Here is a 15069-nt window from a genome sequence, read left to right as displayed (position 1 = left end):
GCGTGGTACTGCGTAGGTCGCATTCCGTTACACCATGTAGGAAAAAAGAGGGGTTGACGGAAGGCGGACGCCTTGGGGGCGCCAGCGCGCAGAAATGAAAAAGCCCTCGCGAGGAGGGCTTTTGTCGGAATGTGGTCGTGAACTCTTACGCGGTCCACGCTACGGCAAAGATTCGTTTGCGGAAGTCATTGTTGTTTTTCTCGTCGCTATGACTTCGACGCGCTGGTATGAGATTCAGCTTGCCTGGCCAGGCAAATGCCCGATGATTTCGGGCAACCGCGAATTATATACCAGAATGAACCGACCCCATCAAAAGCCTCTGCCCGGCGCGCAGCGGGGCAGGCAAAAAAACAGCCCGCACGAGGGCGGGCTGGAAGGTGACTTGCTGGAGGAGGGAGGATCAGAGGTGCAAGCCACCGGGAGAAACCTCACTGTGCCCGGCGAATCTGTACGCAACCTGACCTCGCGAAAAGAGGCCCTTTGGGCCTTCAGTCTTCGTCTTCCCACTTGCCGATCACGGTGCCCAGCACGGTGAAGGGCACGCGCACGGCCTCGTGTGCAGGGTTCAGCGGCAGCAGCCAGCGGCGGCCCGCGTCTTCCTTGTAGACCTTGAAGGTGACTTCGCCGCGGATGTCGTCGTCGAGCTTGGCGACCACGCGCTCGCCGTCGTCGGGCGTGGTGTGCTGCGGGTCGACGAAGACGATCGATCCGGCCGGGTAGCTCTTCAGGTGCCCGTGCGGCGAGGTCATGCTGTCGCCGCGCACGCGCAGCGCGTAGGTGCCGGCGCTGTGGTGCGCGATGCAGGGAATCCAGCGTTCGGCCAGCGTGGGCCGGGGCGGCGATTCGGCGCCGCGCCATTCGCCGGCCTGCTCCCACGAGATCAGCGGCACGGTGCCGGGCGTCTGCGGCGCGAAGGCCGGGCCGACGGGCGCGATGCGGGTGACGCGGTAGGGGCCGGGCGGCTCGTGGGCGTTGTCGCGTGCCAGGCGGATCTGCACTTCGTCCCACGGGGCCGGGCCGTCGCCGGTGTCGAGCCAGTTGGGGTCGGCGCGGTAGGCGCGTGCCAGGGCGAGCACGCTCATCGACCGGCTGGTGTCGCCACGCTCGATCTTCGAGATGCTCGACTGCTTGACGCCCGAAGCGGCCTCGGCCTGCTTCTGCGTCATCTTGGCGAATTTGCGTGCGGCCAGGGCACGTGAAGCAATAGTCTCCATGGGGTGGAGATTCAAGCGCAGATGAATATTCGTATTGGACTCTAAAATAGGAAAAAAAGGGAGGATCGATATGAAGCCACGCGAATTGGTGCAGGCGCTGCGAGCGCTCGGATTGACGCAAAAGCAGATCCAGGAACGCACGGGCATTCCGCAGCCCACGGTCAGCAAGATCGGGCTGGGGCGGGTGAGCGACGTGATGTCGCGCCACTACGTCGCGCTGCTGGCCGCCTACGAGCAGCGCATGAAGGAAGAGGCGCTGCGGCCGGCCCCGCACTATGGGCCGCCGCCAGCCGGCGACTGAGCCGGCAACTGAGCCGGCAACTGAGCCGGAAGTGGCCGGATCAGGCCGGCTTGAGCCGTTCGGCGGGCTCGGGCGGCGTCAGGGCCAGCGTGGTGCTCACGCGCACGCAGTCCTTGATGTGCTGTTCGCCCAGCGCGCGCAACGCGGCATAGCCGAGCGCGGCCGACACGACCTGCCCGGCGATGGGCACGTACTTGGTGGCCTGCTTGGCGGTGAGGCGGATGCCGGCGTGCCGGGCCAGCTTCATGAGCAGCTCGCGCGTGACGAGCCGCCCCACAAGCAGGGCGCCCAGCGTGGTCGCGGCCTTCTGGATGCGCTCGCGCTGGTGCGGCGCAAGCTTTTCGACCTGGGTGACGGAGAGCCCGAACTCTGCGCTGATCTGCGGCACCAGGCGCGACAGCAGCGCCGCGTCGGCCATCCAGTCGACGCCAGGCAGCGGCACGGCGCTGGCGGCGGCGGCCATGAGGGCCTTGCGGCCGATCAGGCGTCGGCTGCGGTGGATGGCCGCGATGAGTTTTTCATCGCCCCGGGCGAGTTCGATCGAAGAAGGCATGCGGCGTGGCTCCTTGGCGGGTTCCCTGACCTTGCCATGCTACCCGGCCCGCGCAGGCTGGCCGGTTGCAAGCCGCGCGCGGGCAGGGGGCTTAGAAGCCGCGCGCGGGCAGGGGGCTTAGGCCGCCAGCGCTTCGAGCTGGTCGGACAGCGCCAGCCAGCGTTCTTCGAGTTGCGCGATCTCGTCGTTGAGCGCCTTCAGCCGCTTGCCGGCATCGGCGATCTCGGCGGGCGGCAGCGGTTCGGCCAGTCGGGCTTCGAGCGTGCTGCGCTCGGTGCTTGCCGCGGCCATGCGCTCGTCGATCTTGGCGATCTCCTTCTTCAGCGGCTTGGCCTGCTCGCTGCGCTGCTGGCGCTCCTGGGCGTCCTGCTTGCGCTGCTCGGGGGTGTTGCTGCTCTTCACTGACGCGGCAGCTGCGGCGGCCGCAGCAGCCGCCGCCACGGCGTCCGCTTCGCGCACGGCCACCTTGGCCTCTTCGCGCAGGCGCTTGGACTCGTCGAGCAGGTAGCGCTGGTAGTCGTCCAGGTCGCCGTCGAAGTCGGTGACAACGCCGCGGCCCACGAGCCAGAACTCGTCGCACACCGAGCGCAGCAGCGCACGGTCGTGGCTCACCAGCATCAGCGTGCCTTCGAACTCGTTGAGCGCCACGGCCAGGGCCTCGCGGGTGGCCAGGTCCAGGTGGTTGGTGGGCTCGTCCAGCAGCAGCAGGTTGGGGCGCTGCCAGACCATCATCGCGAGCACGAGGCGGGCCTTTTCGCCGCCGCTCATGGTGCCCACGGGCTGCTTGACCATGTCGCCGCTGAAGTTGAAGCTGCCCAGGAAGCCGCGCAGGGCCTGCTCGCCGGTGGCTTCCTTGGCATTGCTGCCCAGCTCGCGCGCCATGCGCACCATGTGCTCCAGCGGGTTGTCCTGCGGGCGCAGCACGTCGAGTTCCTGCTGCGCGAAGTAGCCGATGTTCAGGCCCTTGCCTTCGGTGACCTGGCCGGCCAGCGCGCCCATTTCGCGCGCGATGGTCTTCACCAGCGTCGACTTGCCCTGGCCGTTGGCGCCCAGGATGCCGATGCGCTGGCCCGCCAGCACCGAGCGGCTCACGCCGCGCAGGATGGTCTTGGGCGCTTCGCCCTCGACCTCGTAGCCGAAGCTGGCGTTGTCGATCGAGAGCATCGGGTTCGGGATGTTGCCCGGCTCCTTGAACTCGAAGGTGAAGTCGGCCTCGGCCAAGAGCGGCGCCACCTTTTCCATGCGCTCCAGCGCCTTGACGCGGCTTTGCGCCTGCTTGGCCTTGCTGGCCTTGGCCTTGAAGCGGTCGATGAACTTCTGCAGGTGGGCGATCTTGTCCTGCTGCTTGCTGAAGGCCACCTGCTGCTGCTCCATCTGCAGCGCGCGCATGTCCTCGAACTTGCTGTAGTTGCCGCCGTAGCGCGTGAGCTGGGCGTTGGCGATGTGCAGGGTGACGTCGGTCACGGCGTCGAGAAACTCGCGGTCGTGGCTGATGACGATCATGGTGCCGGCGTACTTCTGCAGCCAGGCTTCGAGCCACACGAGCGCGTCCAGGTCCAGGTGGTTGGTCGGTTCGTCGAGCAGCAGCAGGTCGCTCGGGCACATCAGCGCGCGGGCCAGCTGCAGGCGCATGCGCCAGCCGCCCGAGAAGCTGTTGACGGGCTCGTCGAGCTCGTGCGACTTGAAACCCAGGCCCAGCACCAGCGCCTGCGCGCGCGGCACGGCGTCGTGCTCGCCGGCATCGGCCAGGTCGGTGTAGGCGTGGGCCAGCTCCATGCCGATGTCGGCGTCGTCGGGGTTCTCGGCGTAGGCGGCCTCGATGGCCGCCAGCGTGGCGCGCAGCTCGGTCAGACGGGTGTCGCCGCCGACCACGAAGTCAGTGGCCGACTCCTCGGTCTCGGGCATGTCCTGCGCGACCTGGGCCATGCGCCACTGCTTGGGAATGTAGAAATCGCCGCCGTCTTCGTGCAGCGTGCCGTTGAACAGCGCGAACAGCGACGACTTGCCGGCGCCGTTGCGTCCCACCAGGCCGACCTTTTCGCCGGGGTTGAGATTGACGGTGGCGCCGTCGAGCAGTTTCTTGGCGCTGCGGCGAAGAATGACGTTTTTGAGAGTAATCATGAAATAGGAACCGTAGGGGGGATTATCCCGTCCGACCTTCAGCGAGCCGGCGCGAAGGGGCAAAGGCGGACATCACCCGATGAAAGGGGGCGCAGCCCGGAGGCTGCGTGCAAGGCGGTGAAGCGGGGGCGGCGGGCGTCGCTAACGCACGCCGGCGCCGGCCAGCAGCGCCGTCCGGGTGACCAGCAGCACCTGGTCTTCGCCGGCCGAGGTTTCGAGCCAGACCACCTCGAGCTGCGGAAACGCCGCCTCGAAGTAGTCGCGCTCGTTGCCGATCTCCAGCACCAGCACGGCCTGCTCGCTCATGCGGGCGGGCGCGTCGGCGAACAGCTGCCGCACGAAATCCATGCCGTCGGTGCCGCCGGCCAGCGCCAGTTCGGGCTCGGCGCGGTATTCGGCGGGCAGCGCGGCCATGCTGGCGCTGTTCACGTAGGGCGGGTTGCACAGCACGAGGTCGTACGTGCCGGGCACGTTCTTCAGGCTGTCCGATTCGATCAACTTGACGCGCGCGTCGAGCGCGTGGCGCGTGACGTTGATGGCGGCCACTTCGAGTGCTTCGGTCGACAGGTCGGCCGCATCGACCGTCACATCCGGGTAGGTGAGCGCCGCGAGCACCGCGAGGCTGCCGTTGCCGGTGCACAGGTCGAGCACGCGCTGCGTGTGTTCGCCCAGCCAGTAGTCGATGCTGCCGTCGGCGATGAGCTCGGCAATGAAGCTGCGCGGCACGATGGCGCGCTCGTCCACGTAGAACGGCACGCCTTGCAGCCACGCCTCTTTCGTGAGGTAGGCGGCGGGCTTGCGCGTGGCGATGCGCTCGTCGATGAGCGCGGCCACCTTGGCCGCATCGGCCGGCGACACGGGGGTGTCGGCCACGGCGTCGAGGTCGTCCAGCGGCTGCTTCAGCCGCCACAGCACGAGCCAGGCGGCTTCGTCGAAGGCGTTGGCGGTGCCATGGCCGAAGGCCACGCCGGCGTCTTCGAGCCGCTTGGCGCCGGCTTCGATCAGTTCGATGACCGTGCTCATCGCGCGCCTTGCGCAAGCGCCGCGTCGAGCCCGCGCAGCGTGCGCAGGTAGATGTTCTTCAGCGTCTCGATCTCGGCGACCTCGATGTGCTCGTCGATCTTGTGGATGCTGGCGTTCACCGGGCCGCACTCGACCACCTGCTTGCAGATCTTGGCGATGAAGCGCGCGTCGCTGGTGCCGCCGCTGGTCGACAGCTCGGTGTCCAGGCCGGTTTCTTCGCGGATCGCCGCCTGCACGGCCGTGACGAGTTCGCCCGGCGTGGTCAGGAAGGGCAGGCCGCCGACGGTCCAGGCCAGCGTGCAGTCGACGCCGTGCGCGTCCAGCACGGCGTGCACGCGCTGCTGCAGCGATTCGGGCGTCGATTCGGTCGAGAAGCGGAAATTGAAGTCGATCACCGCGCTGCCCGGAATGACGTTGCTCGCGCCGGTGCCCGCGTGGAAATTGCTGATCTGCCAGCTGGTGGGCTGGAAGTAGGGGTTGCTTTGCGCGTCCCAGCCACCGGCGGCATTGATCGCCACCAGCTCGGCCAGCGCGGGCGCCACCGCGTGCACCGGGTTCTTCGCCAGGTGCGGGTAGGCGATGTGGCCCTGTACGCCGTTCACCGTGAGCTTGCCACTCATGGTGCCGCGACGGCCGTTCTTGATCATGTCGCCGCAGCGCGCGACCGAGGTGGGCTCACCGACGATGCAGTAGTCGATGGTTTCACCGCGCGCGGCCAGCGCATTGCAGACGATCACGGTGCCGTCGACGCCGGGGCCTTCCTCGTCGCTGGTCAGCAGCAGGGCCAGCGTGAGCGCCGGGTCGGGCTCGCCCTGCAGGAATTCTTCGATGGAGGTCACGAAGGCCGCGACCGAGGTCTTCATGTCGCAGGCGCCGCGGCCGTAGAGCTTGCCGTCGCGGTGCGTGGGCGTGAACGGGTGGCTGCTCCACTGGTCGAGCGGGCCCGTGGGCACCACGTCGGTGTGGCCGGCGAAGACCAGCGTCTTGGTCGGCTTGCCGTTGGTGGGGCGGCGCACGGCCCAGAGGTTGGTGACCCGGAAATCGGCCGGGCCGCTCTCGATGGTTTCCAGCGTGAAGCCCAGCGCGGCGAGGCGTTCGCCCAGGATCTGTTGGCAACCCGCGTCGTCGGGGGTGACGGAAGGGCGCGAGATCAGTTGTTCGGCGAGCTGGAGCGTACGGGACATCGAGGGAGCGGGGATTAAGGGGCGGTCAGAACTTCACGTCGAGCGTGATGTCGGTGAAGGTGGGTTCGTCGAGCTGGTCGGTCAGGTCGCGATCCTCGGCCTGCTTCTTGGGCGCGTCGCGGTTCTGCAGGCGCCACATCAGGTTGGTGGGCGAGTCGGCGTTGGCCAGGCCTTCTTCGCGGGTCACGCGCTCCTCGGTGATGAGGCGGGCGATGTCTTCCTCGAAGGTCTGCGAGCCTTCGGCCATCGACTGCTCCATGGCCTCCTTGACGCCGGAGAAGTCGCCCTTTTCGATCAGGTCGGCCACCAGCGCGGTGTTCAGCATGACTTCGAGCGCGGGCACACGCCCGCCGGCCGGCGTGCGCAGCAGGCGCTGCGACACCACGGCGCGCAGCGCCGAGCCCAGGTCGCCCAGCAGGGTGGGGCGCACCTCGACCGGGAAGAAGCTCAGGATGCGGTTCAGCGCGCGGTAGCTGTTGTTGGCGTGCAGCGTGGCCACGCACAGGTGGCCCGACTGCGCGTAGGCGATGGCGGCCGTCATGGTGTCGCGGTCGCGAATTTCGCCGATCTGGATCACGTCGGGCGCCTGGCGCAGCGCGTTCTTCAGGGCCACCTGCAGCGAGGTGGTGTCGCTGCCCACGTCGCGCTGGTTCACCAGCGATTTCTTGTTGGTGTAGGTGAACTCGATCGGCTCTTCGACCGTGAGGATGTGGCCGCTGGCGTGCTCGTTGCGGTAGTCGAGCATCGAGGCCAGCGTGGTCGTCTTGCCCGCGCCGGTGGCGCCCACCATCAGGATCAGCCCGCGCTTTTCCATGATGAGCGACTTCAGGATGTCCGGCAGGTTCAGGTCGTCGAAGCTGGGGATGACCGAGGCGATGTGCCGCACCACCACGGCGTAGCTGCCGCGCTGGCGCATGGCGCTGATGCGGTAGTTGCCGGCGCCTTCGAGGGCGACGGCCATGTTGAGTTCGCCCGTGTTTTCCAGTTCCTGGATGCGGGCTTCGGGCACCACTTCCGACAGCAGCGCCAGCGGCGCGGTCGGCGGCAGCACCTGCGCATTGATCGGCAGGCAGTTGCCGTTGATGCGGATCATCACCGGGGAGTGGGCCGAGAGGTAGATGTCGGAGGCCTTGCGCTCGGCCATCAAACGAAGAATCCGTTCCATCATGTTCATCGGTCTCTCTCCTCGGTGCTGTTTTTTTCTCAGGGAAGAAGCGAACCGGCCGCGCGGTGAAGCAGGCGGCCGGTGGTGGGTGCGTTTTTTTTAGTCGCGCAGCAGGTCGTTCAGGCTGGTCTTCGAACGCGTCTGCGCGTCGACCGTCTTGACGATGACCGCGGCGTAGGTGCTGTAGTCCTGACCCGACTTGGTCTTCTTGGGCAGGCTGCCGCTGATGACCACGCTGCCGGCGGGCACGCGGCCGTACGAGATCTCGCCGGTGTCGCGGTTGAAGATCGGGGTGCTCTGGCCCAGGTACACGCCCATGCCCAGCACCGAGTTCTCTTCGACGATCACGCCTTCGACGACTTCGGAGCGCGCGCCGATGAAGCAGTTGTCTTCGATGATGGTCGGGTTGGCTTGCAGCGGCTCGAGCACGCCGCCCAGGCCCACGCCGCCCGACAGGTGCACGTTGGCACCGACCTGCGCGCACGAACCGACGGTGGCCCAGGTGTCGACCATGGAGCCTTCACCCACGTAGGCGCCGATGTTCACGTACGAGGGCATCAGGATCGCGCCCTTGGCGATGAAGCTGCCGCGGCGGGCCACGGCCGGCGGCACGATGCGCACGCCCGATTCCTTCAGCTCGGCGGCCGACAGGTGCGAGAACTTGGTCGGCACCTTGTCGTAGAAGCCCAGCGAGCCGGCCTGGATCTGCTCGTTGTCCTTCAGGCGGAACGACAGCAGCACGGCCTTCTTGATCCACTGGTGCACGGTCCACTGGCCCACGCCCTGGCGGGTGGCGACGCGCAGCTTGCCGTTGTTCAGCTCGGTGATCACGTGCTCGACGGCGTCGCGCACTTCGGCGGGGGCGGCGGTGATCGAGATGTTGGCGCGGTCTTCCCACGCGGCGTCGATGATTTGTTGCAGTTGCTGTGTCATGGAGAGAGTCTCGGGTGAAAAAGGGGCAGGGAAGCGGGGCGACAGGGGGTCAGCGGCGGCCGTCTTTGACGAACCGGACGATGCGCTGGGCGGCCTCGACGCACTCGGCCGTTTCGGCCACCAGCGCCATGCGGATACGACCGCGGCCCGGGTTGGCGCTGCGGTCGGTGTCGCGCGCCAGATAGCTCCCCGGCAGAACCGTGACATTGTATTGAGCGTAGAGCGCGCGGGCGAAGGCTTCGTCGTCGCCAGCCCACACTTCGGGCACGCCGGCCCAGAGGTAGAAGCTGGCGTCGGGCAGGCGCACGTCGAGCACGGGTTCGAGCAGCGGCGTGACGGCGGCGAACTTGGCGCGGTACTGGGCGCGGTTGTCGACCACGTGCGACTCGTCGCCCCAGGCCGCGATGCTGGCGGCGGCCACGGCGCCGCTCATGGCGCTGCCGTGGTAGGTGCGGTAGAGCAGAAAGCCCTTGATGAGGGCCGCGTCGCCGGCCACGAAGCCGCTGCGCAGGCCGGGCACGTTGCTGCGCTTCGAAAGCGAAGTGAGCGCGATCAGGTTCTTGAAGTCGGGCCGGCCGAGCTTCATCGAGGCTTCCAGGCCGCTCAGCGGGGGTTCGTCGCGGAAGTAGATCTCGCTGTAGCACTCGTCGGCGGCGATCACGAAGCCGTGGCGGTCGGACAGCGCGAAGAGCTTCTTCCACTCGTCCAGAGACATCACCGCGCCCGTGGGATTGCCCGGCGAGCAGACGAACACGAGCTGGGTGCGGGTCCAGACGTCGTCCGGCACGCTGTCCCAGTCGACGGCGAAGTTGCGCGCGGGCACGCTGGGCACGTAGTACGGCTCGGCGCCCGAGAGCAGGGCCGCGCCCTCGTAGATTTGATAGAACGGGTTGGGCGACATCACCACCGGCTTCGGCTGGGCGCTGGCGTCGACCACGGTCTGGGCGAGCGAGAACAGCGCCTCGCGCGAGCCGTTGACCGGCAGCACCTGGGTGGTGGGGTCGAGCGTCAGGCTGTAGCGGCGATGCAGCCAATGGGTGAAGGCGGTGCGCAGTTTCAGCTCGCCGGCGGTGGCCGGGTAGGCGGCGAGGGCGCCGAGGCCGGCGCTCAGCGCATCCTTGATGAAGGCCGGCGTGGCGTGCTTGGGCTCGCCGATGCCCAGGCTGATGGGGGCGAATTCGGGGGCGGGCGTGACGCCCGCGAACAGCTGCTTCAGCCGCTCGAACGGGTACGGCTGCAATTTGGCAAGCAAGGGATTCATGCCCCGGATTATCGGCGACGGGCCGGGCGGCCCGCACGCCCCGCGCCCCTTGGCCCGCTCAGCAAAGCGGGCGGTTGAACTGGCCGATCATGTTGGCGAAGTTCTGGTTGTAGCGGTTGGCCGCGTCGACGATGGCCGAGCGGCCCATGCGGGCCATCGCGCCGGTTTCCTTGCGCTTGAACACGCCGTCCTTGGTGTCCTTGATCACCGAGCGCGACTGGCCGATGAACTCGTTGATCTGCAGCATGCCGCCGCTGCAGCTCTTGCCGTTCTGGGTCGACTGCTCGCTGGTTTTCTTGCTCCAGCCTGCGGCCGAGTCGGCCACCAGCGCCAGTGAGGCCTCGAAGGCGGCCAGGGCCTGCGGGTCGTTGGGCGCGGCGAACAGCGCCATGGCGTCGGCGTGGTTGAGCTTGCCGTGGTAGATCAGGCCGGCGCGGTAGTAGGCGGCGGTGTCCTTGGGCGCCTTCTCGAAGGCTTCCCTGGTGAGCGCCCGGTCGCGGGCGCTCAGGCCCTTGTCGAAGGCCGCTTCGGCCTGCGCGACGGTGGTGAGCGCGGCCAGGTAGTCGGCGCTCATCTGGCGGGCCTTGTCGCCGTTGTCGGCGAGGTAGCCCTTGGAATTGGCGTAGTCGTTCAGCTCGCGGCTCAGCGGCGACAGCACCTTGAGCGCGGCCGAGAAGGCCTTGGCCGATTCGTCGATCTCGGGCAGCGGCGCGGCGATGGCGGCGGCGGCATCGAGCTTCTTGGCCGAGCGGTCGACCAGGATGTCGTTCTGGATGCGCAGGCTGGTGAGCGGCGCCTTGGCCTGCAGCAGCGGCACCTGGCCGGTCACGTAGCTTTCGCGGGCTTCCTGGAACGAGGTGCGCAGGTTGTTCGAGACGTCGACGTAGAGGTTGTACTTCTCGACGAGCTGCTGCTGGTCGTTGCCGGCCGGGGCGGCGGGCTTGGCTTCGGCGGAAGCGGGTGGGGCCGTCTTGTCCGTCTTGTCGCCGCAGCCCGCGACGAGCGCCGACACGGCGACGAGGGTGGCACCCAGCAGGGCCTGGTAGTTCTTCATTCTTTCATTTCCTCCGTTGAAAAAAAACAGCACGGGCAGGCCGCGGAACGGCGGCTTGCCGGAAAAACATCGTGGGGAGGCGCGCCGCTGCCTGAGGACAGCGGTCGAGGGGGCGGGATGGTCAGACGGCGGTGGCCGCGCTGCGTCGGTAGAAAGCGAGCGAGCCTGCCAGCGCCAGCAGCATGCCGCCGCAGGCGCGGTCGATCCAGCGCGTGGCCGATACCGTGAGCAGCCGGATCGCACGGGCGCCGACGAAGGCGTAGGCCAGCATCACCGCCATGTCCAGCCCCGCGAAGATCAGCGCAATGATCAGGTACTGCGGCGCCTGCGCGGCGGTCGGGTCGATGAACTGCGGCAGCAGCGCCGAGCAGAAGATGTAGCCCTTGGGGTTGGTCACCGCCACCAGGAACGACTTGAAGAAGATGCGCCGGCTTTCGACCGCCGTGACGGCGGCCGCGGCGTCCGCGCTCGGCAGCTGGAAGCCGCCCTGGGAGCGCAGCATGCGCAGCCCGAGCCAGGCCAGGTAGACCGCGCCGACCCACTTGAGCATCGAGAACCAGAACTCCGACGCCGCGAGCAGCGCGCCCAGGCCGAGCGCCACGGCGCCGACCAGCACGAAGTCGGACAGCACCGCGCCGAGCATGCCCGGCAGCGCCCGTCGCACGCCGTGGCGCGAGCCGTTGCTCAGGGCCAGCAGCACCGTGGGGCCGGGCGTGGCGATGGCGGCGAAGGCCACGATGGCGAACAGCAGGGCGGTGGCGAGCGTCATCGGGGCGTCTTTCTTCGGATGGGTTTCTTCTTCAGATCTTCTTGACCAGCACCTGGCTCTTGCGGTCCCAGTTGTACTTGCGCTTGCGCGCCTCGGGCAGCCAGTCGGGGTTGACCTGCTGGAAGCCGCGCTTGAGGAACCAGTGCATCGTGACCGTGGTGAGCACGAAGATGCTTTCCAGGCCCATGGCCTTGGCGCGGTGCTCGATGCGCTTGAGGATGCGTTCGCCGTCGCCCTGCGACTGCGATTGCGGCGACACCGTGAGCGCGGCCATCTCGGCGGTTTTCGCCTCGGGGTACGGGTACAGCGCCGCGCAGCCGAAGATCACGCCGTCGTGCTCGATGACCGTGTAGTGGCCCACGTCGCGCTCGATCTCGGTGCGGTCGCGCTTGACCAGCGTGCCGTCGCGCTCGAAGGGCTCGATGAGCTGCAGGATGCCGCCGATGTCGTCCACGGTGGCTTCGCGCAGGCTCTCGAGTTTCTCGTCGATCACCATGGTGCCGACGCCGTCGTGGACGTAGATCTCGAGCAGCAGCGAGCCGTCGAGCGCGAACGGCAGGATGTGGTTGCGCTCCACGCCGCCCTTGCAGGCCTTCACGCAGTGCTGCAGGTAGAAGGCGGTGTCGGTCGGCTTCTGCGCGGGCGGCAGCGAGGCCAGCAGCTTCTCGGCGGCGGCCAGTGGCAACTCGGTGTCGATCGGGTTGTCTTCGCTCTCGGGCAGCTCGCTGTCCACGCGGATGCCCGGCACTTCGGTCAGGAAGATCAGCTTGTCGGCCTGGATCGAGATGGCCACGCTGGTCGCCACTTCTTCCATCGTCAGGTTGAAGGCCTCGCCGGTCGGTGAGAAGCCGAAGGGCGACATCAGCACCATCGCGCCGAAGTCGAGCGTGCGGCGGATGCCGGCCGCGTCCACCTTGCGCACCAGGCCCGAGTGCTTGAAGTCCACCCCGTCGACCACGCCCACGGGGCGCGCGGTGATGAAGTTGCCCGAGATCACGCGCACCGTCGAGCCGGCCATGGGCGTGTTGGGCAGGCCCTGACTGAAGGCGGCCTCGATCTCGTAGCGCAGCTGGCCCGCGGCCTCCTGCGCCGAGTCCAACGCCACGGCGTCGGTGATGCGGATGCCGTGCGAGTACTTCGCCTCGTGGCCCTTGGCCGCCAGCTGCTCGTTGACCTGCGGGCGAAAGCCATGCACCAGCACGATCTTGACGCCCATGCTCTGGATCAGGGCCAGGTCCTGCGCGATGTTCTGCAGCTTGCCCGCCGCGATGGCCTCACCCGCGAGCGCGACCACGAAGGTCTTGCCGCGGTGCGTGTGGATGTAGGGCGCGACCGAGCGGAACCAGGGCACGAAGGTGAAATTGAAGACGGTGGACATGGGGCGTGATTGTGCATTCTTGGCAAGGTTTTGGTGCAGCGCGTCATGCCAGGGCGCGCAGCAGTCGGCCGGCCCCGGCCGCGGCGGGCGTGCCGCGGGCCTTGAAGGCCTCGAGCTGGTCAGCGTAGGCGTCCAGCGGCTCGACCGCCGCCTCGGCCGCACCCGCCGGCGCGGCCGGTGCCAGCGGCAGGCCGAGCAGTCCGGCGAGCTCGTCCGGCGCGATCGAACCGTGCGCCATCAGCGCATCGACCACCGCCATGAAGGCGGTGGCGTGCGCTTCGAGCAGGCCCAGCGCGCGGGTGTGTTCGCGCGCCAGGATGGCCTCGATCTCGCGGTTGGTGGCGGCCACGTCGGTGTTCAGGTTGTCGTTCGAATCGGTCGTCACGTCGGTGCGGCTCCAGCGGGTGCCGAAGCCCAGGTGGCGCACATGGCGCGCCGCCGTCGCGGTCGCCTGCATCAGGTCGCGCTCGGCGCCGGTGGTGCAGCCCGATTCGCCGAACACCAGCCGCTCGGCCGCGCGGCCGGCCAGGCTCACGCACACGCTGTCCAGCAGGTTGCGCTTGGACCAGGCCTTGCGTTTCACGTAGCTGTTGTAGCCGCCCTCGAACGAGGCCACGTTGATGCGGATCTCCTGCGGCGCGCGGCCGAAGAGCAGGGCGTACACCAGGCCGTGGCCGGCTTCGTGCACCGCGAGCAGCGCACGGAAGTCGGCGTTGGCGCGCTGCTTGAGCCGGTTCAGCTCCAGCGCCACCGGGAACTCGCGCCGTGCCAGCCGGAAGCGCGCGACCAGGCGCGGGCCGCCGGGCGTGACCTCGCCGGGGTCGAGCATCAGCCACACGGGCTCGCTGCCGTGCGCGCCCTGTTCGAGCGCCCACAGCGCGGCGTTGACCAGCGTCGCGCTCAGGATCGCGTGGATCGATGAGAACAGCGGCCGCGTGCCCTGCGCCGGGAACACGGCGTTGGCGTAGATCTGCTCGTACACGCTCGCGTCGAGCACGAAGCGCACGCCCGAGCTTTCCTGGATCTCGCTCACGTAGCGGTCGCAGATCGACAGGATCAGGCGCACGTAGGTGGCGCGGCTGAACGAGGGGTAGATCACGTGGTTGTTGCCCAGCCGCGCCACCTGCTCGGGCTTGAAGCGTTCGGCCAGCGCCTTCTTCACGTCGATGAGCGAGAGCTTCTTCGTCAGCGCGTGGAAGATGTCGGCGTCGGTGTCGCAGTCTTCCACCCGCTTGGCGGTCTCGGCGTACATCTCGTCGAGGTTGCCCGAGACGAAGACCAGCAGCTTGGAGTAGTCGGTTTCCCAGTTGTCCTGCGAGGCGCGGAAGGCGCGCAGCCGCGCCTGGATCTCGTCGGGCTTCCAGGTCATGATTTCTAGCAGCGACTCGCGCAGCTTCAGGCAGCGCTTGAACTCCTGGGCTTCCCAGGGCGAGAGCTGCAGGCGGCGCTTGCGCTTGGTCTTGCCAGCCTTGGCGCCGTCTTCCTCTTCGTCTTCATCGTCGTCATCGGTGCGGCGGTCCTGGTCGTACTCGGCCCAGGCCAGCGACGACTCGATCTCGCTGAGCACCGACAGCGACGGCGGCAGGCGGCCGTCCGAGAGCAGCGCCCACACGTCCTGGTAGCGCTCCACGCGCGCTTCCTTGCCGCTGGCGTCCACGGTGCGAAAACGCTGGAACTCGTCGAGCACGAGGATGCCGGGCGCACCCTCGGCGATGCCCGACTCGGCCAGCATGGCCGAGATCGAGCCGGCGGTGCGGTGGCCCGAGCCGTGGCTGAAGCCGTCCATCTGCACTTCGATGAAGCGGTCGTAAAAGCCCAGGTGCTGCGCCAGGCGCCGCACGAGCTGCGTCTTGCCGGTGCCGGTCAGGCCCCACAGGCAGATGACGACCGGGCGGCTGATGAGCTGCGGCAGCACGTACCAGGCGCGCAGCGAATCGATCACGCGATCGATGATCTCGTCGATGCCGAACAGCTCGGCCTTCAGCGAATGGGCAATGGCCTGCAGGTGGCGCGTGCGCTCGGCCAGCGTGGTGTGCAGGTCGCGGGAAATGTCTTGTTGCGACATGAGGTTCTTTTTTTCTTCGAATGATTCGGGACACGGAAACAGGAATGC

The 15069-nt window shown here is 67.9% G+C and carries 13 protein-coding genes; 1 reads left to right on the top strand and 12 read right to left on the bottom strand.

Annotation, left to right across the window (positions count from 1 at the left end; all coding sequences use genetic code 11):
- Positions 1-488: 488 nt before the first annotated feature.
- Positions 489-1214 (bottom strand): LexA family transcriptional regulator, encoded by a 726-nt coding sequence (locus ACAM42_RS18540; protein WP_083259139.1) that lies wholly within the window; start codon positions 1212-1214, stop codon positions 489-491.
- Positions 1215-1284: 70 nt separating this feature from the next.
- Between ACAM42_RS18540 and ACAM42_RS18535 the strand changes: the two genes are divergently transcribed.
- Positions 1285-1515, top strand: a complete 231-nt coding sequence (locus tag ACAM42_RS18535; protein ID WP_062470169.1) for a helix-turn-helix domain-containing protein — start codon at positions 1285-1287, stop codon at positions 1513-1515.
- A 40-nt stretch (positions 1516-1555) separates the two neighbouring features.
- On the opposite strand, the gene ACAM42_RS18530 is transcribed toward ACAM42_RS18535, so the two are convergent.
- The 11 genes from ACAM42_RS18530 to ACAM42_RS18480 all read right to left on the bottom strand — a co-directional run bounded on the left by ACAM42_RS18530 (position 1556) and on the right by ACAM42_RS18480 (position 15021).
- On the bottom strand, positions 1556-2068 hold the full coding sequence (locus ACAM42_RS18530; protein WP_139701662.1) for a hypothetical protein: 513 nt from the start codon (positions 2066-2068) through the stop codon (positions 1556-1558).
- 117 nt (positions 2069-2185) lie between these two features.
- Positions 2186-4189 (bottom strand): ABC-F family ATP-binding cassette domain-containing protein, encoded by a 2004-nt coding sequence (locus ACAM42_RS18525; RefSeq protein ID WP_369628979.1) that lies wholly within the window; start codon positions 4187-4189, stop codon positions 2186-2188.
- A 141-nt stretch (positions 4190-4330) separates the two neighbouring features.
- A complete protein-coding gene (gene prmB, locus ACAM42_RS18520) occupies positions 4331-5212 on the bottom strand; it encodes a 50S ribosomal protein L3 N(5)-glutamine methyltransferase (protein ID WP_369628978.1) in 882 nt (293 codons plus the stop codon).
- Positions 5209-6396, bottom strand: a complete 1188-nt coding sequence (dapE, locus tag ACAM42_RS18515) for a succinyl-diaminopimelate desuccinylase (protein ID WP_369628977.1) — start codon at positions 6394-6396, stop codon at positions 5209-5211. Before dapE ends, prmB begins: the two co-directional genes overlap by 4 nt.
- A gap of 25 nt (positions 6397-6421) precedes the next feature.
- Positions 6422-7570, bottom strand: coding sequence for a PilT/PilU family type 4a pilus ATPase (locus tag ACAM42_RS18510; protein ID WP_062470184.1), 1149 nt, complete (start codon positions 7568-7570; stop codon positions 6422-6424).
- A gap of 90 nt (positions 7571-7660) precedes the next feature.
- Positions 7661-8494 (bottom strand): 2,3,4,5-tetrahydropyridine-2,6-dicarboxylate N-succinyltransferase, encoded by an 834-nt coding sequence (gene dapD, locus ACAM42_RS18505; RefSeq protein ID WP_095745420.1) that lies wholly within the window; start codon positions 8492-8494, stop codon positions 7661-7663.
- 49 nt (positions 8495-8543) lie between these two features.
- Positions 8544-9755 (bottom strand): succinyldiaminopimelate transaminase, encoded by a 1212-nt coding sequence (gene dapC / locus ACAM42_RS18500; RefSeq protein ID WP_369628976.1) that lies wholly within the window; start codon positions 9753-9755, stop codon positions 8544-8546.
- Positions 9756-9813: 58 nt separating this feature from the next.
- Entirely contained in the window at positions 9814-10809 is a 996-nt protein-coding gene (locus ACAM42_RS18495) for a DUF3829 domain-containing protein (protein ID WP_369628975.1), read from the bottom strand.
- Between the two features lie 121 nt (positions 10810-10930).
- Positions 10931-11578: a LysE family translocator gene (locus tag ACAM42_RS18490; RefSeq protein WP_369628974.1), complete on the bottom strand. Its 648-nt coding sequence runs from the start codon at positions 11576-11578 to the stop codon at positions 10931-10933.
- 31 nt (positions 11579-11609) lie between these two features.
- Positions 11610-12956, bottom strand: coding sequence for an amino-acid N-acetyltransferase (gene argA, locus ACAM42_RS18485; RefSeq protein ID WP_062470199.1), 1347 nt, complete (start codon positions 12954-12956; stop codon positions 11610-11612).
- A 43-nt stretch (positions 12957-12999) separates the two neighbouring features.
- Complete coding sequence (locus tag ACAM42_RS18480) at positions 13000-15021, bottom strand: AAA family ATPase (protein ID WP_369628973.1); 2022 nt, start codon at positions 15019-15021, stop codon at positions 13000-13002.
- Between the last annotated feature and the right edge of the window lie 48 nt (positions 15022-15069).

The sequence above is a fragment of the Variovorax sp. V35 genome, assembly GCF_041154465.1.
Lineage (GTDB): Bacteria > Pseudomonadota > Gammaproteobacteria > Burkholderiales > Burkholderiaceae_C > Variovorax > Variovorax boronicumulans.
The sequence above is the reverse complement of the archived record's forward strand: the minus strand, read 5'-3'. Positions and strand labels throughout refer to the sequence as shown.

Coding starts and splice junctions, on each gene's coding strand:
- ACAM42_RS18540 (WP_083259139.1), bottom strand. CDS start 1,214: ATGGAGACTATTGCTTCACGTGCCCTGGCCGCACGCAAATTCGCCAAG.
- ACAM42_RS18510 (WP_062470184.1), bottom strand. CDS start 7,570: ATGAACATGATGGAACGGATTCTTCGTTTGATGGCCGAGCGCAAGGCC.
- argA (WP_062470199.1), bottom strand. CDS start 12,956: ATGTCCACCGTCTTCAATTTCACCTTCGTGCCCTGGTTCCGCTCGGTC.
- dapE (WP_369628977.1), bottom strand. CDS start 6,396: ATGTCCCGTACGCTCCAGCTCGCCGAACAACTGATCTCGCGCCCTTCC.
- ACAM42_RS18480 (WP_369628973.1), bottom strand. CDS start 15,021: ATGTCGCAACAAGACATTTCCCGCGACCTGCACACCACGCTGGCCGAG.
- dapD (WP_095745420.1), bottom strand. CDS start 8,494: ATGACACAGCAACTGCAACAAATCATCGACGCCGCGTGGGAAGACCGC.
- ACAM42_RS18490 (WP_369628974.1), bottom strand. CDS start 11,578: ATGACGCTCGCCACCGCCCTGCTGTTCGCCATCGTGGCCTTCGCCGCC.
- ACAM42_RS18530 (WP_139701662.1), bottom strand. CDS start 2,068: ATGCCTTCTTCGATCGAACTCGCCCGGGGCGATGAAAAACTCATCGCG.
- ACAM42_RS18495 (WP_369628975.1), bottom strand. CDS start 10,809: ATGAAGAACTACCAGGCCCTGCTGGGTGCCACCCTCGTCGCCGTGTCG.
- dapC (WP_369628976.1), bottom strand. CDS start 9,755: ATGAATCCCTTGCTTGCCAAATTGCAGCCGTACCCGTTCGAGCGGCTG.
- ACAM42_RS18525 (WP_369628979.1), bottom strand. CDS start 4,189: ATGATTACTCTCAAAAACGTCATTCTTCGCCGCAGCGCCAAGAAACTG.
- ACAM42_RS18535 (WP_062470169.1), top strand. CDS start 1,285: ATGAAGCCACGCGAATTGGTGCAGGCGCTGCGAGCGCTCGGATTGACG.
- prmB (WP_369628978.1), bottom strand. CDS start 5,212: ATGAGCACGGTCATCGAACTGATCGAAGCCGGCGCCAAGCGGCTCGAA.